Source organism: Pandoraea norimbergensis (assembly GCF_001465545.3).
GTDB classification, from domain to species: domain Bacteria; phylum Pseudomonadota; class Gammaproteobacteria; order Burkholderiales; family Burkholderiaceae; genus Pandoraea; species Pandoraea norimbergensis.
This window is the reverse complement of sequence record NZ_CP013480.3, coordinates 3,801,897-3,821,008: the sequence shown is the minus strand read 5'-3', so window position 1 is coordinate 3,821,008 and position 19,112 is coordinate 3,801,897. Positions and strand designations below refer to the sequence as shown.

The 19,112-nt window shown below is 62.7% G+C and carries 20 protein-coding genes; 15 read left to right on the top strand and 5 right to left on the bottom strand.

Features of this window, described 5'->3' with window-relative positions; genetic code table 11:
• Nucleotides 1–4: 4 nt before the first annotated feature.
• The 5 genes from AT302_RS16720 to ftsB all read left to right on the top strand — a co-directional run bounded on the left by AT302_RS16720 (nucleotide 5) and on the right by ftsB (nucleotide 5,668).
• Complete coding sequence (locus tag AT302_RS16720; protein ID WP_058379395.1) at nucleotides 5–835, top strand: alpha/beta fold hydrolase; 831 nt, start codon at nucleotides 5–7, stop codon at nucleotides 833–835.
• A gap of 123 nt (nucleotides 836–958) precedes the next feature.
• The gene (locus AT302_RS16715) at nucleotides 959–2,617 is read left to right on the top strand and encodes a CTP synthase (protein WP_058379394.1); all 1,659 of its coding nucleotides are present in this window, start codon (nucleotides 959–961) and stop codon (nucleotides 2,615–2,617) included.
• A 36-nt stretch (nucleotides 2,618–2,653) separates the two neighbouring features.
• Nucleotides 2,654–3,508, top strand: coding sequence for a 3-deoxy-8-phosphooctulonate synthase (kdsA, locus tag AT302_RS16710; RefSeq protein ID WP_058379393.1), 855 nt, complete (start codon nucleotides 2,654–2,656; stop codon nucleotides 3,506–3,508).
• A gap of 391 nt (nucleotides 3,509–3,899) precedes the next feature.
• The gene (gene eno / locus AT302_RS16705; RefSeq protein WP_058379392.1) at nucleotides 3,900–5,183 is read left to right on the top strand and encodes a phosphopyruvate hydratase; all 1,284 of its coding nucleotides are present in this window, start codon (nucleotides 3,900–3,902) and stop codon (nucleotides 5,181–5,183) included.
• A 71-nt stretch (nucleotides 5,184–5,254) separates the two neighbouring features.
• Entirely contained in the window at nucleotides 5,255–5,668 is a 414-nt protein-coding gene (ftsB, locus tag AT302_RS16700; protein WP_084656281.1) for a cell division protein FtsB, read from the top strand.
• Nucleotides 5,669–5,763: 95 nt separating this feature from the next.
• Here ftsB and AT302_RS27660 read toward each other — a convergent pair whose 3' ends face one another.
• The 3 genes from AT302_RS27660 to AT302_RS16685 all read right to left on the bottom strand — a co-directional run bounded on the left by AT302_RS27660 (nucleotide 5,764) and on the right by AT302_RS16685 (nucleotide 7,926).
• Nucleotides 5,764–6,216 (bottom strand): hypothetical protein, encoded by a 453-nt coding sequence (locus AT302_RS27660; RefSeq protein ID WP_157125814.1) that lies wholly within the window; start codon nucleotides 6,214–6,216, stop codon nucleotides 5,764–5,766.
• Nucleotides 6,217–6,223: 7 nt separating this feature from the next.
• On the bottom strand, nucleotides 6,224–7,159 hold the full coding sequence (hslO, locus tag AT302_RS16690; protein ID WP_058380381.1) for an Hsp33 family molecular chaperone HslO: 936 nt from the start codon (nucleotides 7,157–7,159) through the stop codon (nucleotides 6,224–6,226).
• A 242-nt stretch (nucleotides 7,160–7,401) separates the two neighbouring features.
• Nucleotides 7,402–7,926 carry a gamma carbonic anhydrase family protein gene (locus AT302_RS16685; protein WP_058379389.1) on the bottom strand — a complete coding sequence of 175 codons (525 nt, stop codon included), beginning with the start codon at nucleotides 7,924–7,926 and terminating at the stop codon, nucleotides 7,402–7,404.
• Between the two features lie 49 nt (nucleotides 7,927–7,975).
• Between AT302_RS16685 and AT302_RS16680 the strand changes: the two genes are divergently transcribed.
• From AT302_RS16680 to AT302_RS16635, 10 genes are all read left to right on the top strand, one after another.
• Nucleotides 7,976–8,944, top strand: a complete 969-nt coding sequence (locus AT302_RS16680) for a ferritin-like domain-containing protein (protein WP_084656279.1) — start codon at nucleotides 7,976–7,978, stop codon at nucleotides 8,942–8,944.
• A gap of 74 nt (nucleotides 8,945–9,018) precedes the next feature.
• Nucleotides 9,019–9,909: an alpha/beta fold hydrolase gene (locus AT302_RS16675; RefSeq protein WP_058379388.1), complete on the top strand. Its 891-nt coding sequence runs from the start codon at nucleotides 9,019–9,021 to the stop codon at nucleotides 9,907–9,909.
• 193 nt (nucleotides 9,910–10,102) lie between these two features.
• Nucleotides 10,103–10,936 carry a 3',5'-nucleoside bisphosphate phosphatase gene (locus AT302_RS16670; RefSeq protein WP_058379387.1) on the top strand — a complete coding sequence of 278 codons (834 nt, stop codon included), beginning with the start codon at nucleotides 10,103–10,105 and terminating at the stop codon, nucleotides 10,934–10,936.
• Nucleotides 10,937–10,948: 12 nt separating this feature from the next.
• Nucleotides 10,949–11,575, top strand: coding sequence for an L-threonylcarbamoyladenylate synthase (locus AT302_RS16665; RefSeq protein WP_058379386.1), 627 nt, complete (start codon nucleotides 10,949–10,951; stop codon nucleotides 11,573–11,575).
• Between the two features lie 85 nt (nucleotides 11,576–11,660).
• A complete protein-coding gene (locus AT302_RS16660; RefSeq protein ID WP_058379385.1) occupies nucleotides 11,661–12,326 on the top strand; it encodes a site-2 protease family protein in 666 nt (221 codons plus the stop codon).
• 58 nt (nucleotides 12,327–12,384) lie between these two features.
• The gene (locus tag AT302_RS16655; protein WP_058379384.1) at nucleotides 12,385–13,587 is read left to right on the top strand and encodes a tryptophan--tRNA ligase; all 1,203 of its coding nucleotides are present in this window, start codon (nucleotides 12,385–12,387) and stop codon (nucleotides 13,585–13,587) included.
• A complete protein-coding gene (locus AT302_RS16650; RefSeq protein ID WP_058379383.1) occupies nucleotides 13,584–14,207 on the top strand; it encodes a class I SAM-dependent methyltransferase in 624 nt (207 codons plus the stop codon). Before AT302_RS16655 ends, AT302_RS16650 begins: the two co-directional genes overlap by 4 nt.
• 42 nt (nucleotides 14,208–14,249) lie before the next feature.
• A complete protein-coding gene (gene dapA, locus AT302_RS16645; RefSeq protein WP_058379382.1) occupies nucleotides 14,250–15,167 on the top strand; it encodes a 4-hydroxy-tetrahydrodipicolinate synthase in 918 nt (305 codons plus the stop codon).
• A 52-nt stretch (nucleotides 15,168–15,219) separates the two neighbouring features.
• Nucleotides 15,220–16,368: an outer membrane protein assembly factor BamC gene (gene bamC / locus AT302_RS16640; protein WP_058379381.1), complete on the top strand. Its 1,149-nt coding sequence runs from the start codon at nucleotides 15,220–15,222 to the stop codon at nucleotides 16,366–16,368.
• 8 nt (nucleotides 16,369–16,376) lie between these two features.
• A complete protein-coding gene (locus AT302_RS16635) occupies nucleotides 16,377–17,174 on the top strand; it encodes an MBL fold metallo-hydrolase (protein WP_058379380.1) in 798 nt (265 codons plus the stop codon).
• Nucleotides 17,175–17,302: 128 nt separating this feature from the next.
• Here AT302_RS16635 and AT302_RS27330 read toward each other — a convergent pair whose 3' ends face one another.
• Nucleotides 17,303–17,563: a hypothetical protein gene (locus AT302_RS27330; RefSeq protein WP_084656278.1), complete on the bottom strand. Its 261-nt coding sequence runs from the start codon at nucleotides 17,561–17,563 to the stop codon at nucleotides 17,303–17,305.
• Between the two features lie 179 nt (nucleotides 17,564–17,742).
• The gene (locus AT302_RS16630; protein ID WP_058379379.1) at nucleotides 17,743–18,963 is read right to left on the bottom strand and encodes a cupin domain-containing protein; all 1,221 of its coding nucleotides are present in this window, start codon (nucleotides 18,961–18,963) and stop codon (nucleotides 17,743–17,745) included.
• Nucleotides 18,964–19,112 lie beyond the last annotated feature (149 nt).

Sequence of the window (19,112 nt, the reverse complement as noted above, 5' to 3'; positions counted from 1 at the left end):
TTCCATGACAAGAGACATCATCCATTTTTCGCACGGCAACGGCTTTCCGGCTGGCGTGTACCGCAAGATGCTCGGCGCGCTGGCCGACGAGTACGACGTGCGCGCCATCGATCGTATCGGGCACGATCCGCGCTACCCTGTCACGCCGGGGTGGCGCTATCTGCGCAACGAACTGGTCGACACGCTCACGCGTCAGTATCACGGCGAACCGGTCTGGCTCGTCGGTCACTCCCTCGGCGGATTCCTGAGTCTGATGGCGGCGCTCAAGGCGCCGCAGTGTGTGCGGGGCGTGGTCATGATCGACTCCCCGATTGTCACGCCCGGCTGGCGCACGCAGATGCTGCGACTTGGGATGCTGACCGGGCTCTATGAGCGGATGTCGCCTGCCGGCGTAACGAAAAAGCGCCGCGATCGCTGGCCCGACTGGGAGTCGGCCTGGCAGCATTTCGCGAGCAAGCCGGTGTTTGCCAGCTGGGATCAGGACGTGCTGCGTGACTATATCGATTGCGGCACATTGCCGACCGGCGAAGGCGAAGCCCGGCGGCTGGCGTTCGCGCGCGAGATCGAATATCGCATTTACCTGACGTTGCCGCCGCTGCTGGCCGTGCGGGCGATGCGCGGGGTGCCGGTGCCGGTGGGGTTTCTTGCGGGCACCGAGTCGCGCGAGCTGCGACAGGCGGGCATGCGCGCGACGCGGCAAATCGTCGGCACGCATTTGCGTTACGTAGACGGCACCCATCTGTTCCCGATGGAACGCCCGCTCGAGACGGCCGCCGCTGTGCGCGACATGCTCACGGAACTGCGCGGCGGTTATCGCCGGCCACTCGCCGCCTGAGCGCGTCAGCCTTGCTGGGAACGGCGCACACGATTCCTGTCAAGGCCAATATTTGCCGTTTGGCACGTCGAGGGCAGGGCGGCTTTCGGGTATAATCCGGCTTTCCCGCGAGCAATTACTGCGATGACTAAATTCGTTTTTGTCACGGGCGGCGTGGTTTCCTCTCTTGGTAAGGGAATTGCTGCCGCATCTCTGGCCGCGATTCTCGAATCGCGTGGCCTAAAAGTCACCCTCCTCAAGCTTGACCCCTACATCAACGTCGATCCGGGCACGATGAGCCCGTTTCAGCACGGTGAGGTGTTCGTTACCGAGGACGGCGCAGAAACCGACCTCGATCTTGGCCATTACGAGCGCTTCATCAGCGCCAAGATGCGCAAGGCGAACAACTTCACGACGGGCCAGATCTACGAATCGGTGATCCGTAAGGAGCGCCGGGGCGAGTATCTCGGCAAGACCGTTCAGGTCATTCCGCACATCACCAACGAGATTCAGGCGTTCGTCGAACGCGGCGCGCGCTCGGCATGGGACGGTCATCCGGACGTCGCCATCGTCGAAATCGGCGGCACGGTCGGTGACATCGAGTCGCTGCCGTTCCTCGAAGCCGCACGTCAGATGAACCTGCGCCTGGGCCGCAACAGCGTGGCCTTCGTGCACCTGACGCTCGTGCCGTACATCGCAACGGCCGGTGAGCTCAAGACGAAGCCGACGCAACACAGCGTGCAGAAGCTGCGCGAGATCGGCATTATGCCGAACGTGCTGCTGTGCCGCGCCGACCGTCAGATTCCGGAAGACGAGTGCGCCAAGATTTCGCTGTTCGCGAACATCCCGCAGGACGCCGTGATTTCGGTGTGGGACGTCGACACGATCTACAAGATTCCGCAGATGCTCCACGATCAGGGCATGGACAAGATCATCTGCGACGAACTGAAGCTCGAAGTGAAGCCGGCCGACCTGTCCATGTGGACCCGTCTGGTGCAGGCCGTCGAGAACCCGAAGCACGAAGTGACGATCGGCATGGTCGGCAAGTACGTCGATCTGACCGAGTCGTACAAGTCGCTCATCGAAGCCCTGCGTCACGCCGCGATCCACACGGAAACGCGCGTGAACATCGAGTACATCGATTCGGAACAAGTCGAGAAGGACGGCACCGATGCGCTCAAGCATCTGGACGCTATTCTCGTGCCGGGCGGCTTTGGCCGTCGGGGTACCGAAGGCAAGATCAAGGCGATTCGCTTCGCCCGCGAGAACCGCGTGCCGTACCTGGGCATCTGCCTGGGCATGCAGCTCGCCGTGATCGAATTCGCGCGTGACGTCGCCAAGCTCGGCGGTGCCAACAGCACGGAATTCGACCCGTCGTCGCCGCACCCGGTCGTGGCGCTCATCACCGAGTGGCAGGATCGCGACGGCAAGATCGAGCAACGTACGGAAGATTCGGATCTGGGCGGCACGATGCGCCTCGGCTCGCAACGCGTGCCGGTCAAGACCGAAACGCTTGCCTCGCGCATCTATGGCGATACGGTCAACGAACGTCACCGTCATCGCTACGAAGTCAACAATCACTATGTGCCGCAGCTCGAAGCTGCCGGCCTGGTGATCTCGGCACGCACGCCGACGGAAAACCTGCCGGAAATGATGGAATTGCCGCAGCAAGTGCACCCGTGGTTTGTGGGCGTGCAGTTCCACCCGGAGTTCACCTCGACGCCACGTGACGGCCATCCGCTGTTCAAGGCATATGTCGAGGCGGCGCTGGCAGGTCAGCAGTCGCGCAAGAAAGCGGCCTGAGGCTGAGCTGCTGCGGGCGAGAAACAAGGAGTTCCCATGAAGCTGTGCGGTTTCGAGGTTGGCCTGAACCAGCCGTTTTTCCTGATTGCAGGCACCTGCGTCGTCGAGTCGGAGCAAATGACGATCGACGTCGCTGGTCAGCTCAAGGAAATTACGGGCGCGTTGGGCATCCCGTTCATTTACAAATCGTCGTTCGACAAGGCGAATCGTAGTTCGGGCAGGTCGTTTCGCGGCCCGGGCCGCGAGGCCGGTCTGAAGATCCTCGAAGAAGTGCGCCGCCAGCTCGGCGTGCCGGTGCTCACCGACGTGCACACCGAAGAGGATGTGGCCGTGGCCGCACCGATCGTCGACGTGCTGCAAACGCCGGCATTCCTGTGCCGCCAGACCGATTTCATCCGTGCCTGCGCCCAGTCGGGCAAGCCGGTGAACATCAAGAAGGGGCAGTTTCTCGCACCGCACGACATGATCAACGTCATCGACAAGGCCCGCGACGCTGCCCGCGAAGCCGGTCTGCCGGATGATGTGTTCATGGCCTGCGAGCGCGGTGTTTCGTTCGGCTATAACAATTTGGTCTCGGACATGCGCTCGTTGGCGATCATGCGCGAGACCGGTGCGCCGGTCGTGTTCGATGCCACCCACTCGGTGCAATTGCCCGGCGGGCAGGGCACCAGCTCCGGCGGACAGCGCGAATTTGTGCCGGTGCTCTCACGCGCGGCCGTGGCCGTGGGCGTATCGGGCCTGTTCATGGAAACCCATCCTGATCCGGCCAAGGCCCTCTCGGACGGCCCCAATGCCGTGCCGCTCGGCCGCATGCGTGAACTGCTCACGACGCTCAAGACCATTGATGCGGCCGTGAAGCAGGGCCAGTTCCTGGAAAACAATTTCAACTGAAATGAGACACACCGTCCTGGGGGCACTATCAGTACGCCCACAGGACGGGTATAGCGGTGCGACGCCTTGGCAGCCTGGCGTCGAGTCGTTAAGCTTGTCGCGCAGCGGGACAATGTGCCCGCCGCGGGGCGAGCCCCAAGGAGATGCCAGCGTGCCGTACGCCGAGCGCACCGACGACATCGATGTCACCCCACAGGCCGCCGTGCCTCATTTCGAGGCGCCGTTGTTCCCCCGTTTATGTAATGCCTTGCCAGTGCGCGCGCGAGCGCGGCATCGGTACCTACGTCAGGATTCGGCGCGCTTGTTCGCGCCCGGCGTGGGGTTGGCTTGACGGGCTGCGGCGCGATGCAGGTTCCCTTTAGCGTTTTGTCTTTCAGATATTGAGGAATTCATGAGTGCAATCGTAGATATCATCGGGCGCGAAGTGCTGGATTCGCGTGGCAACCCGACGGTCGAGTGCGACGTGCTGCTGGAGTCGGGTGTGATGGGCCGCGCTGCGGTGCCGTCGGGCGCATCGACCGGTTCGCGCGAAGCCATCGAGCTGCGTGACGGCGATAGCAGCCGCTATCTTGGCAAGGGTGTGCAGAAGGCTGTCGAGCACATCAACACCGAGATTTCGGAAGCCATTATGGGTCTGGACGCCGCCGAACAGGCCTTCCTGGACAAGACCCTGATCGAGCTGGACGGCACGGACAACAAGTCCCGCCTCGGCGCGAACGCCATGCTGGCCGTGTCGATGGCCGTGGCCAAGGCCGCCGCTGAAGAAGCCGGTCTGCCGCTGTATCGCTACTTCGGCGGTTCGGGCGCGATGCAGATGCCGGTGCCGATGATGAACATCGTCAACGGTGGTGCGCACGCCAACAACAGCCTGGATATCCAGGAATTCATGGTGATGCCGGTCAGCCAGACCAGCTTCCGTGAAGCCCTGCGTTGCGGCGCCGAAATTTTCCACGCGCTCAAGAAGATCATCGCCGACAAGGGCATGAGCACGGCCGTGGGCGACGAAGGTGGCTTTGCGCCGAACTTCGCGTCGAACGAAGAGTGTCTCAAGACCATTGAAGAAGCCGTCGAGAAGGCCGGTTACCGTCTGGGCGACGACGTCGTGCTGGCGCTGGACTGCGCATCGACCGAGTTCTTCAAGAACGGCAAGTACGAGCTGGCCGGCGAAGGCCTGTCGCTCACGTCGGAAGAGTTCGCCGACTACCTGGCTGCCCTGTGCGACAAGTTCCCGATCGTGTCGATCGAAGACGGCATGTCGGAAGACGACTGGGCTGGCTGGAAGATCCTGACCGACAAGCTGGGCAAGAAGGTGCAACTGGTCGGTGACGATCTGTTCGTGACCAACACCAAGATCCTGAAGCAAGGTATCGAGCAAGGCGTCGCCAACTCGATCCTGATCAAGATCAACCAGATCGGTACGCTGACCGAGACGTTCGCCGCCATCGAGATGGCCAAGCGCGCCGGTTACACGGCCGTGGTGTCGCATCGTTCGGGTGAAACCGAAGATTCGACGATCGCCGATATCGCGGTGGGCACGAACGCTGGTCAGATCAAGACCGGCTCGCTCTCGCGTAGCGACCGTATCGCCAAGTACAACCAGCTGCTTCGCATCGAAGAAGATCTCGGCGATATCGCGACGTACCCGGGCAAGGAAACGTTCTACAATCTGCGCTAATTCCGATTCCCGGGAAGTGAGCCCCGAGTCCGCTCGGGGCCCCGTTCCCGGATTTCCTGCCAGGCGAAAGCATGCGAATGGTGACCTTGGTACTGGTGCTGCTGTTGGCAGTCATTCAGTATCCGCTCTGGTTCGGCCACGGTGGTTGGTTGTATGTGCACGAACTGCGCGACCAACTGAGCGCCGAACAGCAGAAGAACGAGCAGTTGAAAGAACGTAACGATCGTCTTGCCGGCGAAGTGCAGGATTTGCAGGAAGGCACGTCGGCGATCGAGGAGCGCGCTCGTTTCGAGCTGGGGATGGTCAAGGACGGCGAGGTGTTCGTGCAATTCGTCGCACCCGACGGCAGTGGCGGCCCGCAAGCCGCCTCGGGCGCGGACGCGCCCCTCGTGTCGTCGAACGAACCCGCCCACAAGACGGTGGGCAATACGCCGCCTGCGGCACCTGCCACGCAGGCTAAGGGCAAGAAGGCGCAGCATCACTGATCGCTGCTGCTGGCTGGATTGGCGGCACGGAAGTTGTCCGTTGAAATAAAAAAGACGCTCAAATGAGCGTCTTTTTTATTGTGCTTGCCGGGACGTCAAAAGCCGAAGCCAACCCCAACTGTCGTGCGTGGCCCGTACCATCCGGGGCCGTATCCGCCCGGTCCGTACCAACCGGGGCCATACCAGCCCGGACCACCCCACCCACTGTAGAAGTAGGCGTTACTCGCATAGCTGCGCATCGCATCGTCGATGGCGCGTTGCAGGCGCTCGCGCTCGATCGTGCGTTCCTGCTCGTCGTAGATGCGCTTGTTCAGGCGCGTCAGGTCTTGCTGCTGCTCGGCGGTCAACGCGGCTGGCGGCTGCGCCGGCTGCGATTCCGGCAAGCGCGCGGACGGTGCATCCGGCGGCGGCAGTTGCCATTGCGCGCAGCCCGCCGCCAGCGTCAGCAGGCAGGCACCCGCCGCGCCGATCATCCGTTGAAGCGGTGATCGAAGCGGTGGTTGAAGCCGCGAGAGGCGGGCAGGGGAAGCGGGCTGCGGTCGGGTCATGTCGACCTCAATGATGCTGCGAAGGCGCCGAGTGCGGCTGCTCCGAGAACAGCTGCGCGGCGTCCACCTTGTCGAAGTGATAGGTCTGACGGCAGAACTCGCAGGCCACTTCCACATTGGGACGTTCGTCGAACACGCTCATCACTTCGGCTTCGCCGAGCGTTCGCAGCATGTTGGCAACGCGCTCGTGCGAGCAAGTGCAGCGAAACGAGACAGTCTGCGGATCGAACACGCGCACGGTCTCTTCCCAGAAGAGGCGGTGCAGCAGCGTTTCGCGGTCCGTCGTGAGCATTTCGTCGCGTTTGAGCGTATTGCCAAGCTGGCAGACACGATTCCAGGTGTCTTCATCGATCTCCGGCGCCAGTTCCGCGCCGCTGCCTGCCGTGCCGCCGTGTCCCGGCAGCTTTTGCAGCAGGACGCCCACCGTGCGGGTATCGTCGCTCGCGAGCCACAGACGCGTATCGAGCTGTTCCGAGTGATGCATATAGTGTTCGAGCACCGACGCCATATCCGGCAGCGGGCCGTGTTCGTCGGACAGCGCCACCACGCCCTGATAGGGCTGCTGGCCCGGCTGTTTGACGCGCGGGTCGAGCGTGATCGCAAAGCGTGCGCGGCCATTCACGTTGACCATCGCCTTGAGCGAGGCGTCGTCCGGAATGTCGCCGCTGTACTTGGCGGTGGCACGCATCGTGAAATCGGCGTTGCACTCGACCACGATCATGCTGACGGGGCCGTCACCGTGCAGTTGCAGGACGAGCGCGCCGTCGAACTTGATGTTCGCGGTGAACAGGGCGGCGGCGGCCATCATTTCGCCCAGCAGATGCCGGACCGGTGCCGGGTAGTTGTGACGTTCGAGCACGGCACGCCAAGTGGTGTCGAGGCTGACGTATTCGCCTCGCACGGGCGCGGCGTCGAACATGAATTTCTGAAGCTGATCGGACACGGTCGAATTCCTGAAAAATGCGGCAACGCCGGCGAATCGTGCCTTGAAGGGCGCGCGCAGGGCCGGCGGTTGACGTGGATGCTGCAATATCTGGGGGCACGCGCCGCATTTTCAACACTGGGGCCCGTTTTGACCGGTTTCGCCGGTATCGGGCCCCGGTCTTGGGCCCGGTTTGGGGCCCATTTCCGAGGGCGTCCACGCCCCGGGCCAGCCGGCGCGTGCTACGCCCTCCCTTCACCTGCTTAGCCGATGCGCACCAGTTGTTCCTTGAACACCTGACGGCGCGACGCATACGTATCGGCGTTGCGCTTGAGATTGGCCACTTCCTCATCCGTGAGCTCGCGCACCACCTTGGCGGGCACGCCAAGGATCAGCGAGCGGTCCGGAAACGTCTTGCGCTCGGTCACCAGTGCGCCAGCGCCGACCAGACTGTCGCGGCCGATGACGGCGCCATTGAGCAGCACGGCCTGAATGCCGATCAGCGAATTCTCACCTACCGTGCAGCCGTGCAGCATCGCCTGATGGCCGATGCTCACGCCTTGCGCCAGCGTCAGCGGGAAACCCGGGTCGGCGTGCAGGACGGCACCTTCCTGCACATTGGTACCAACGCCCACGCGAATCGGTTCGTTGTCGCCGCGAATGGCAACCCCGGGCCAGACGCTGCTGTTCTCGGCAAGGACCACCTCGCCGATGATCGTTGCGGTGTCTGCCACGAAAGCACTTTCGTGGATCTGCGGGGTCTTGTCTCCAAGTTTATAGATCGGCATGGCGGCTTTGGTTCGCGGTTAAAATCGACGAAATTGCTATTGTAACGTCATGCCCGATTTCACTCCTGCGCCCGGCGGTGACAGTGCCGCCCGCCTCAATGCCCCCGATTTCCCCGCATCTGCCGACGCGCCTGTTGTGTCTGGCGGAGCAACGTGTGCCCGCGAGCGCGCGCTGACACTGCTGCGGCAATGCGATCCGTTCGTGAAGGCGGCGGGCGTGATCGCCCTGCGTGACGCGGTGCTCGCCGGGCATGCGATCTGGCAGCCCGGGCGCCCGTTGAGCGCGCTGCCGGACGGCACTGAGGAACGAAACGCCTCCGGCGCGGCGGGTGAAATTGAGGGGAGGGATGAGCCCGGCATCCCGGGGCGGCCGACCGAACCCCGCCTTGTCTCGCCCCGCGAGCTTGAGCACCGCGCCGTGACGACCGTTGCGGGCCGCGCGGCCTTGCTGCACGCACTCACGCATATCGAGTTCAATGCGATCAATCTGGCGCTGGACGCCTTGTGGCGTTTCGATGGCCTGCCCAATGCGTACTACGACGACTGGATGCTGGTTGCGGCCGAGGAGGCCTATCACTTCTCGCTGCTGGCCGAGCATCTGACGACGCTGGGCGACGATTATTTCTACGGCTGTTTCCCGGCGCACGACGGCCTGTGGGTGATGGCGCGCAAGACGTCGGGTGACTGGCTCGCACGCCTGGCGCTGGTGCCGCGTACGCTGGAAGCCCGGGGGCTGGATGCGAGCCCGCCGATTCGGGCCAAGCTGGCGAGCGCCGGCGACAAGGCCGGTGCGGCGATTCTCGACATCATCCTGCGCGACGAGATCGGTCACGTGGCTATCGGCAACCGCTGGTATCGCTGGGGGTGTGAGCGCGCCGGTTGCGAGCCCGTCGAGACCTACGCCCGATTGGCCGCCCAATACGGTGCCCCGCGCCTGCGCGGACCGTTCAATCTCGAAGCGCGCCGTGCCGCGGGTTTCGACGACGACGAATTGGCCGCGTTGCAAGCGGGCGGGTGAGGCGTCGTCCTGTTTTTGATGCCGATATACTCGACTTTTCCTAATTGTTTCGATCTTCACTATCTGGCGGCATCATGACCGATTCGCGATCCGAGTTTCTCACCGTGCGCGGCCTGCGCCACCATGTCCGGCAATGGGGCACGCCCGGCGCACCGAAACTGTTCCTGTTGCACGGCTGGATGGACGTGTCGGCCTCGTTCCAATTCGTAGCGGAATCGTTGGCGCAGCGCTGGCATCTGCTCGCGCCGGACTGGCGGGGTTTCGGACTGACCGATTGGCCGGTCGCCGACGGTCGCAGCGGCAGCTACTGGTTTCCCGACTATCTCGGCGATCTCGAAGCGTTGATCGACGTGTATGCCGAACCGGGCGAAGCCATCAACCTGATCGGCCACAGCATGGGCGGCAACGTGGCATGTCTGTATGCGGGCGTGCGTCCCGCGCGTGTGCGCCGTCTCGTGAATCTGGAGGGCTTCGGTTTGCCGCCCTCGCAGCCGCTGGCAGCGATTCGTCAACTGGGGCGCTGGCTGGACGATCTGCAAAATACGCCGACGCTGCGTCCCTATGCAACGTACGCCGACGTGGCCGAGCGCCTGCGCAAGACCAACCCGCGATTGTCTCCGGCGCGCGCGGCGTGGCTGGCGCAGCGCTGGGCGCGTCAGGAGCGCGACGGTCAATGGCACTTGCTGGCCGATGCTGCGCACAAGATGACGAACCCCTATCCTTATCGTCTGGATGAAGCGATGGCGGTGTGGGGCAATGTCAGCGCGCCGGTATTGCATGTGGAGGCCACCGATTCCGAGGTGTTGCGCCACTTCGTCGGGGCGCAGGGCAAGGAGGTTTTCCGTGAGCGATTCGAGGTGTTTCCGAATCTGACCGAGGCTTTCGTCGACGATGCGGGGCACATGCTTCATCACGATCAGCCGGAAAGGGTGGCGAAGCTGATCGACGACTTTTGCCGCGAGTGACGTTGGCTTGACCCGCAGCGGTGAAAACGCGTCGCCAGCCCGTCTGGCGAGCGGTTGCGCGCACGTCGTACCGTGCCTCCAAAACCACATGGCAACTCGCATCGCGTCCACTTGAGCGGTAGAATGAACACGTCATACGACGTCATGCGCCGGATTCCGGCGCGAATGACGCGTCATCGCCTGGCGGCACATCATGTTCAACGCAGATCTTCATTGTCATTCCAAAGTGTCGGACGGCACGCTCTCGCCGTCTGAAGTAGCGCAAGTCGCGGCCGACGCCGGGGTCGAGTTGTGGGCGCTCACGGATCACGATGAAATCGGCGGTCAACGCGAAGCGAGGGCTGCGGCCGAGGCGCTGGGCATGCGTTACGTCAGTGGCGTGGAAATTTCGATTACGTGGGCGAATCGCACCGTTCACATCGTCGGCCTGAACATCGACCCCGAGAATGCCGCGCTGGTGGCCGGGCTGGCCGCGACGCGTGGCGGGCGTGCCGATCGCGCGAAGCTGATGAGCGAACAACTGGCCGTTGCCGGTATTCCCGATGCGTACGAGGGCGCGCTGCGCTTCGTCGGCAATCCCGACCTGATTTCGCGCACGCACTTCGCTCGTTATCTGGTGGAAATCGGCAAGTGTGCGTCGGTGTCCGATGTCTTCTCGCGTTATCTCGCGGAAGGGCGGCCGGGTTATGTGCCGCACCGCTGGGCCACCTTGCAGGACTCGGTGAAGTGGATTCTCGGGGCCGGTGGCATTGCTGTCGTTGCGCACCCGGGGCGCTACAAATTCACGCCGCTCGAGTTTGGCGCACTGTTCGATCAATTTCGCGAACTGGGCGGTGAAGGTATCGAAGTCGTCACCGGCAGCCACACGCCGGATCAGTATCGCGAGTATGCCGAGGTTGCGCGTCAGTATGGCTTTCTGGCCTCGCGCGGCTCGGATTTCCATGGACCGACCGAGAGCCGTGCGCTTCTCGGCAAGCTGCCACCGTTGCCGGACGATCTCGTTCCCGTCTGGAGCCGCTGGCAGTAAATTTACGACACTATGTCGCAATTCTTCCAGATCCATCCGGAAAACCCGCAGTCACGTCTCATCAAGCAGGCCGTCCAGATCATCGACAAGGGCGGCATTGTGGCGTTGCCCACCGATTCGAGTTACGCGATTGCCTGTCACATCGACGACAAGAGCGCTGTCGATCGTCTGCGCCGCATTCGCGGACTCGACGACAAGCAGATGCTCTCGCTGCTCGTGCGCGACCTGTCTGAGCTAGCCGAGTTTGCGATGGTGGACAACCGTCAGTTCCGGCTGATCAAGACCACGACGCCGGGGCCCTATGTGTTCATCCTCGAGGCCACGAAAGAGGTGCCGCGCCGGTTGTCGCATCCGTCGCGAAAGACCATCGGTCTGCGCGTGCCGGACCACGCCATCACGCTGGCGTTGCTCGAAGAACTCGGCCAGCCGCTGCTCGCCACCACCCTCATCCTGCCGAATGAAACCGAGCCGCTGAACGACCCCGAGGAGATTCGCGAGCGGCTGGAAAAGCAGCTCGATCTCGTGATCGACGGCGGGGCTTGTCCGAAAGAGCCGTCGACGGTGATCGACCTGACGGTCACGCCGCCCGAGGTCATCCGCCGGGGCCGTGGCTCGCTGGCGCCGTTCGGGCTGTCTTGATCGGGCCGGGCGTCCCCTCGGTTGCCGGGATTGCGCAATATCCGGTAATACTGGCGCGCGGGCTGGCTTGCTACAATAGCCGGCTATGAATGCCGACCTGATCCAGACCATTGCGGTCTACGCGCTCCCCGTCCTCTTTGCGATTACGTTGCATGAGGCGGCCCATGGCTATGTCGCGAAGTATTTTGGCGACCCCACGGCCTTCCTGATGGGGCGCGTGACGCTCAATCCCATCAAGCACATCGACCCGATTGGCACCATTCTCGTGCCGCTCGCGCTCTATTTCATGACGAGCGGCGCATTCCTGTTCGGTTACGCCAAACCGGTGCCGGTGGCGTTCGGCAGTTTGCGTAATCCGCGCGTCGATACCATTTGGGTGGCGCTGGCCGGTCCGCTGTGCAACTTCGCTCAGGCGATTCTGTGGGCACTGTTCGGCGTGGGCTTGCAGATCGCCGGTGTGCATGAACCGTTCTTCATGATGATGGCGCAGGCGGGTTTGCTGGTGAACCTCGTCATGTGCATGTTCAATCTGTTCCCGATTCCGCCGCTCGATGGCGGCCGTGTGCTCGTCTCGCTGCTGCCGGCACGTGCGGCGTACACGCTCTCGCGCCTTGAGCCGTTCGGCTTCTTTATCGTGATGGCGCTCGTGGTGAGCGGTGTGCTGGGCCGCGTATGGCTCTGGCCGCTCATTCAGTGGGGCCGCGACCTCATCGTATGGATGCTGACGCCGCTGCTGTCGCTGGTTTCCTGACGATCCCGAAAGACACAGATTCACCCACAAAAAGCACCACAAAACAACACCGGACCCTATGTACCCCGAACGCGTTTTCTCCGGCATGCGACCGACCGGTCGCCTGCACCTCGGCCACTATCACGGTGTGCTCAAGAACTGGATTCAGCTCCAGTCCGAGTACCCGTGCTATTTCTGTGTGGTCGACTGGCACGCGCTCACCACGCATTACGAAACGCCCGAAGTCATCGAACAGAACGTGTGGGACGTGCTGATCGACTGGCTCGCCGCCGGTATCGATCCGAATCAGGCCACGTTGTTCATCCAGAGCAAGGTGCCCGAGCACGCGGAACTCGCGCTGCTGATCGGCATGAGCACGCCGCTGGGCTGGCTCGAACGCGTGCCGACGTACAAGGAACAGATCGAGAAACTGCGCGAGAAAGACCTGTCGACGTATGGTTTTCTCGGCTATCCGGTGCTGATGGCGGCCGACATTCTGCTCTACCGCGCGCTGCACGTGCCGGTGGGCGAAGATCAGGTGCCGCACGTCGAGATGACGCGCGAAATCGCGCGACGCTTCAACTATCTGTATGGCCGCGAAACGGGCTTCGAAGAGAAGGCGCTGTCGGCTGCGCGCAAGCTGGGCGGCAAGCGTTCGAAGTTGTATCTCGAACTGCGTACGGCGTATCAGGAGCAGGGCGACGACGAGGCGCTGGAACAGGCGCGCGCAATGCTCTCCGAATCGCAGTCGCTGTCGATGGGCGACCGTGAGCGGCTCTTCGGTTATCTCGAAGGCGCCCGCAAGCTGATTCTGGTCGAGCCGCAGGCGTTGCTCACGCCGGCCTCGCGTATGCCGGGGCTCGACGGTCAGAAGATGTCCAAGTCGTACAACAACACGATCGGCCTGCGCGAAGACGCGGAATCGATCACGAAGAAGGTGCGTACCATGCCGACCGATCCGGCGCGCGTGCGACGCACCGACCCGGGCGATCCGGACAAATGCCCGGTGTGGCAACTGCATCAGGTCTACACCGATGACGACACGCGCGAGTGGGTACAGAAGGGATGCCGCAGTGCCGGCATCGGCTGTATCGAATGCAAGCAACCGGTCATCGAAGGCATTCTGCGCGAGCAGCAGCCGATGCTGGAGCGCGCGCAGAAGTACATGGATGATCCGTCGTTGCTGCGCGCCATCGTTGCCGATGGCTGCGAGAAGGCGCGCCGTTCTGCGCAGGAAGTCATGCGCGATGTGCGCGAAGCGATGGGGCTGCAATATTCATGACGGCGACGCCAGTCTCCGGCATCGGCAGCGCGGCGGCGAGTGATGCGGTGGCGCACGGCGCCGGCACACCTTCGGCATGGCTCTCGCGTTGGGCGCATCTTGTCCGGCCCGGCGCGCGCGCCCTCGATCTCGCTTGCGGTTATGGCCGTCACACGCGCTGGCTCGCAGGGCTCGGGGCGCAAGTGAGCGCCATCGATCGTGACGCCGATGCGCTTGCCACATTGGCAACCTTGCAAGGTGTCACCACAGTGCAGGCCGACCTCGAAGGTGCGGCGTGGCCGTTGCCGGACGCGGCCGTCTTCGACGTCGTTGTCGTCACGAATTATCTGTACCGTCCGTTGCTTGCCCGCATTGCCGCCTGTGTGGCCCCGGGCGGGGTGCTGTTGTACGAAACGTTTGCGCAGGGAAACGAAAGGTACGGGAAGCCGTCCAATCCCTTGTTTTTATTGGCGCCTGGCGAACTGCTGGACGTGGCCCGCGCGGCGAATCTGCGCGTGGCGGCCTATGAAGATGTCACGCTCGCAGCACCTCGTGCGGCCTGTGTGCAGCGTTTGTGCGCGACGCGCGCGACCCCCGGGGAAAACCCCGGGACTGCCGCGCTGTACGAGGCGGCGGCGTAATCCGCTACAATCCACCCTTATCGCTGAATTGTTCGATAAACCATGACTACCCAAACACCGATTCAAGGCAGTATCGTCGCGATCGTCACGCCGATGGCCGAAGACGGCAGCCTTGACCGCGAAGCGCTGCGCAACCTGATCAACTGGCATGTCGACGAAGGTACCGACGGTATCGTCATCGTCGGCACGTCGGGCGAATCGCCGACGGTCAACGTCGAAGAGCATTGCGAACTGATTGAGATCGCCGTGCAGCAAACGGCCGAAGCCGGGCAGTCGCGCGGCCGTAAAGTGCCGGTGATCGCCGGTACGGGCGGCAACTCGACGGCCGAAGCCATCGAACTGACCAAGCACGCGAAGTCGGTGGGTGCCGATGCGTCGCTGCAAGTCGTGCCGTACTACAACAAGCCGACGCAGGAAGGCCAGTACCAGCATTTCAAGGCCATTGCCGAAGCCGTTGAGCTTCCGGTCATCCTCTATAATGTGCCCGGCCGTACCGTGGCAGATGCCAACAACGACACGTTGCTGCGTCTGGCACAAGTGCCCGGCATCGTTGGCGTGAAAGACGCCACGGGCAACCTGGATCGCGGTATCGACCTGATCCGGCGCGCCCCGAAGAGCTTCGCCGTGTATAGCGGCGACGACCTGACGGCCGTAGCGCTCATGCTGATGGGCGGTCAGGGTAATATCTCGGTCACCGCCAACGTGGCACCGCGTGCAATGCACGAGTTGTGCGTCGCTGCGCTGGCCGGCAACGTGGCCAAGGCACGAGAACTGCAATTCGCGTTGTTCGAACTGCACCGTGCAATGTTCGTCGAAGCCAATCCAATCCCCGTGAAATGGGCACTGCAAAAGATGGGTATGATCGCGTCGGGCATTCGCCTGCCGCTCACGCCGCTCGCGCAGGCGTATCAGGAAACGGTGCTGAGTGCCCTGAAGGCGGCGAACATCGCTGTCGTTTAAGTTTTTCGTTGTGGCTCCCGGGATCGATTGCCCACCCCTTTTTTTGCGACTCATGAAACGAATCGTCAGTATTTCCGTAGCTCGTCCCGTGCTGGCATGGGCCGCTATCGCCTCGTTGGCCCTCGTTGCCGGTTGCAGTTCGCTCTCCAGCGCCCTGTCCTCGGATAAGGTGGATTACAAGAGCTCCAAGGTCGGCCCCTCGCTCGACGTTCCGCCGGATCTGACGAATGTTCAGGCCAACGACCGCAAGTATGTGTCGCCGGCCGGTACCGCTACGCTGTCGAACTACGAAACGCAGCAGAAGGTCGTCGCCGCCAATCCGAATGCGAACGACACCGTGCTGCCTGACGTGCCGGGCATGAAGGTCGTGCGCGACGGCAACCAGCGCTGGTTGGTGATTCAGAAGGCGCCGGCCGATCTGTGGCCGACGCTGCGTGAATTCTGGCAAGAAAACGGCTTTGTGCTGACCATCGATTCGCCGGATACCGGCGTGATGGAAACGGACTGGGCCGAGAACCGCGCCAAGCTCAATCAGGACATCATCCGCGACCTGCTCGGCAAGGTGCTCGACGGCCTGTATTCGACCGGTGAACGCGATCGCTTCCGCACCCGTGTGGAACGTGATCCGAACGGCGGCACGGACGTGTACATCACGCACCGCCGCATGGTCGAAGTGTTCACGAACTCGCAGAAGGATACGACCAAGTGGGAGCCGGCGCCGAACGATCCGGGCCTCGAGGCGATCTTCCTGACGAAGATGATGCAGCGTTTCGGCGCGCAGACCGAACAGGCGAAGGCGCAAGTCGACAACGCCAAATCGGGTGCGCCGGCGAGCCAGGTTGTGAAGACGGCCGATACCGCGTATCTCGACATCAACGAGCCGTTTGATCGCGCATGGCGTCGCGTGGGCGTTGCGCTCGACCGCGGTAACTTCACCGTGGACGACCGCGATCGCGCCAAGGGCCTGTATTTCGTGAGCTATGTCGATCCGGCATCGCTGGCGAAGGACAACGGCTTCTTCTACAGCCTGTTCCATGCGAAGGAAGTGCAGGACAGCAAGAAGGCGAAGAAGTACAGCGTGAACGTGCAAGGCCGCGGCGACAGCCAGACCCGCGTGCAGGTGCTCGACGAGAAGGGTAACGTCGACAACTCGCAGATCGCGCAGACGATCATCAGCGTGATCGGCAACCAGCTCCGTTAAGGCGGGGCGTGCGGTTCGCCAGTCTGGGCAGCGGCAGCGAAGGTAATGCCCTGCTGGTGGAGGCGTCGGAAGGCGCTTCCACCACACGTATCCTCCTCGATTGCGGATTCTCGATGCGGGAGATCGAGCGGCGCCTGCTGGCACGCTCGGTCGACGTGGCTTCTCTCGATGCCATCGTCATCACGCATGAACACGCCGATCACATCGGTAGTGCACTCTCCCTCTCTCGCAAACATCGTATCCCGCTCATCATGAGCTGGGGCACGGGGCAAGCCGTCAAGGCCCATGCCGCGCGCAAAGGCGATAGTGACGATGGTCTGGCGCTCGTGCGCTGGTGCCGCTCCGACGAGCGGGTCGCCGTAGGCGGCATCGAACTGGCGCCCTACACGGTGCCTCATGACGCGCGTGAGCCCCTGCAATTTGTCTTCTCCGATGGCGCACGCCGTCTGGGCGTGCTGACGGACGCCGGCTGTGCGACGGCGCATCTGATCGCGACCCTCGGAGGTTGTGATGCGTTGGTGCTCGAATGCAACCACGATCGCGAGATGTTGGCGAACAGCAAGTATCCGGCATCGCTCAAGGCGCGAATTGGCGGTACCTACGGGCATCTGGCCAACGACACGGCGGCAGAAATTCTGGCGGCGATCGATCGCGCAAAGTTGCAGCGGGTGATTTGTGCTCACCTGAGCGAGCAGAACAATACGCCTGAGCTGGCGATGGCGGCGATGTCGGCGGTCATCGGTGCGGCGGCCACGGAGATTCTGGTGGCGACGCAAGCGGGCGGGTTCGACTGGTTGGCGTGTTAGCCGTGTGAGGTGTGTGTCGTGCGGGCGGTATTGGCCGGGCGACGCTACATCGACAAATGCGCGGGGCAATAAAAAAGCCGGTCGAAAGACCGGCTTTTTTTACTCAACTGCCTTGCGGCAGCGAGAGCTTACTTGCTGGCAGCAGCGTCAGCAGCCGAAGCAACGGCGTCAGCAGCAGCACCAGCAGCCGAAGCGACCGTGTCAGCAGCAGCACCGGCAGCCGAAGCAGCCGAGTCAGCAGCAGCGCCAGCAGCCGAAGCAGCGTCCGAAGCAGCCGTAGCAGCCGAAGCGGCAGCGTCAGCGGCCGGAGCAGCGGCTTCTTCCTTCTTGCCGCAGGCGGTCAGAGCCATAGCAGCCAACAACGAAGCGACGAGGAGAGACTTCTTCATGATCACGTCCTTTTATGGTAGAAGACAAGCGAATGAATAATTAGTTACGGTAATACGCTCTTGCCAGCGCAAAGCCGATTGCGAGACATTGGCAATTGAGGATTACCCTTGGTCATGCAAGCTGCTTGGCGAGAAATTATATTGGGTTTTCCCCAAGGCGTCACGTCTATCTCGCGCATTTACCCCGCTTTTTTCCTTACCGTGCGCAACTTTCGCACGATCGGTGTATCCGGCCCAAGAAGTAACCAGCCCGAGGCGTACCAATCGTACAGAATTTCGGCGATTTCTTGGTCATTTTGGTCGAAATTCGCACATTCGCTCGCGTCCAGCGTTCGATGGTCGGCAAGTCGCCGTAACGTCGATCGCGCATTGACGGGCACTTCGAGCGGTTCGCCGTTAACGTAGTATCGGTTGCGTCGATACAACAATTGCGTCTTCGCAGAGAGCGCTACACCTCGTGTAGCGGCCGCACGCGCAAAGCGTGCGGGTGTTAGCGGCGCATCCGGCGCGTCGAAAAACACATGCGACTTCGGCTCGCTGAGCCAGCGGCCGAGAAAATCTTCCACTTCCTTTTGGCCCCATCGCACTTTCTCGAGCTGCGAGACCAGCGTGTCGATCATGGCATCCGGCAGTGCGGCGGGGTGTTTGACGGCAGGTTGATGCGGATCGGCGTATCGGCCAGCGAAATGGCGGGAAAACGAGAGCTCCGGCGCGTTTTCTGCCAGGTGATACAGGAAGTTCTGAAGCATCTCTTGTTCGAGCGGCGCGCGAAAGCCGATCGAATACGTCATGCATTCGCCTTCGGCCACGCCGTCGTGTGCATAGCCGGGCGGCAGGTACAGCATGTCGCCGGGTTCGAGCACCCATTCTTCTTCGGCTTCAAAGTGCTTCAGAATGCGCAGCGGCACGCCTTCCTGCCACGTGGTGTCGCGTTGCGGCCCGATGCGCCAGCGGCGCTTGCCGTGCGCTTGCAGCAGGAACACGTCGTACGAATCAAGATGCGGGCCGACGCCGCCGCCGTCGGTGGCGTAGCTGATCATCACGTCGTCGAGACGAGCGTCGGGAATGAAGCGAAACTGTTGCATGAGCGCGTCGACGGCGTCAGCGTGCAGGTTGACGCCCTGTACCAGCAGCGTCCACTGCTTGCGCGTGAGCGGCGGCAGATCGTCGGCGTCGAACGGGCCGTGATCGAGCTGCCAGCGCTTGCGCGAGAGGCTTACAAGGCGCGACTCGACATCGTCTTGCGCGGCGAGTGCGAACAGCGCTTCACGCGAAAGCGGGGCGGTGAAGCCGGGAATGGCCTGGCGGATGAGCAGCGGGCGTTTGTGCCAGTAACGCTTCATGAAAGCGTCCGGGGTGAGGCCGCCGAGCAGCGTCGATGTGGGCTTGGATGTCGTCATGCGTAGGTCGTTGGTGCGTCGGGGCGGGGGCCGTCGGCGCAATGTGCGGTGTTCGTGCCCAGCCGGCGGGGCGCAAAACCCTTATCGATCGGTCATTGGCTCGCCATCAGGTTGCGCTCACGCAGGTCCGCTATAATGCGGGCTGTTTT

What these genes read in the sequence shown, in the direction of transcription:
- bamC (WP_058379381.1), top strand. Translation starts at nt 15,220, where the DNA reads ATGAAACGAATCGTCAGTATTTCCGTAGCTCGTCCCGTGCTGGCATGG.
- AT302_RS16670 (WP_058379387.1), top strand. Translation starts at nt 10,103, where the DNA reads ATGTTCAACGCAGATCTTCATTGTCATTCCAAAGTGTCGGACGGCACG.
- dapA (WP_058379382.1), top strand. Translation starts at nt 14,250, where the DNA reads ATGACTACCCAAACACCGATTCAAGGCAGTATCGTCGCGATCGTCACG.
- AT302_RS27330 (WP_084656278.1), bottom strand. Translation starts at nt 17,563, where the DNA reads ATGAAGAAGTCTCTCCTCGTCGCTTCGTTGTTGGCTGCTATGGCTCTG.
- AT302_RS16675 (WP_058379388.1), top strand. Translation starts at nt 9,019, where the DNA reads ATGACCGATTCGCGATCCGAGTTTCTCACCGTGCGCGGCCTGCGCCAC.
- AT302_RS27660 (WP_157125814.1), bottom strand. Translation starts at nt 6,216, where the DNA reads ATGACCCGACCGCAGCCCGCTTCCCCTGCCCGCCTCTCGCGGCTTCAA.
- AT302_RS16685 (WP_058379389.1), bottom strand. Translation starts at nt 7,926, where the DNA reads ATGCCGATCTATAAACTTGGAGACAAGACCCCGCAGATCCACGAAAGT.
- AT302_RS16680 (WP_084656279.1), top strand. Translation starts at nt 7,976, where the DNA reads ATGCCCGATTTCACTCCTGCGCCCGGCGGTGACAGTGCCGCCCGCCTC.
- AT302_RS16660 (WP_058379385.1), top strand. Translation starts at nt 11,661, where the DNA reads ATGAATGCCGACCTGATCCAGACCATTGCGGTCTACGCGCTCCCCGTC.
- AT302_RS16720 (WP_058379395.1), top strand. Translation starts at nt 5, where the DNA reads ATGACAAGAGACATCATCCATTTTTCGCACGGCAACGGCTTTCCGGCT.
- AT302_RS16665 (WP_058379386.1), top strand. Translation starts at nt 10,949, where the DNA reads ATGTCGCAATTCTTCCAGATCCATCCGGAAAACCCGCAGTCACGTCTC.
- AT302_RS16630 (WP_058379379.1), bottom strand. Translation starts at nt 18,963, where the DNA reads ATGACGACATCCAAGCCCACATCGACGCTGCTCGGCGGCCTCACCCCG.
- AT302_RS16655 (WP_058379384.1), top strand. Translation starts at nt 12,385, where the DNA reads ATGTACCCCGAACGCGTTTTCTCCGGCATGCGACCGACCGGTCGCCTG.
- AT302_RS16715 (WP_058379394.1), top strand. Translation starts at nt 959, where the DNA reads ATGACTAAATTCGTTTTTGTCACGGGCGGCGTGGTTTCCTCTCTTGGT.
- AT302_RS16650 (WP_058379383.1), top strand. Translation starts at nt 13,584, where the DNA reads ATGACGGCGACGCCAGTCTCCGGCATCGGCAGCGCGGCGGCGAGTGAT.
- eno (WP_058379392.1), top strand. Translation starts at nt 3,900, where the DNA reads ATGAGTGCAATCGTAGATATCATCGGGCGCGAAGTGCTGGATTCGCGT.
- kdsA (WP_058379393.1), top strand. Translation starts at nt 2,654, where the DNA reads ATGAAGCTGTGCGGTTTCGAGGTTGGCCTGAACCAGCCGTTTTTCCTG.
- ftsB (WP_084656281.1), top strand. Translation starts at nt 5,255, where the DNA reads ATGCGAATGGTGACCTTGGTACTGGTGCTGCTGTTGGCAGTCATTCAG.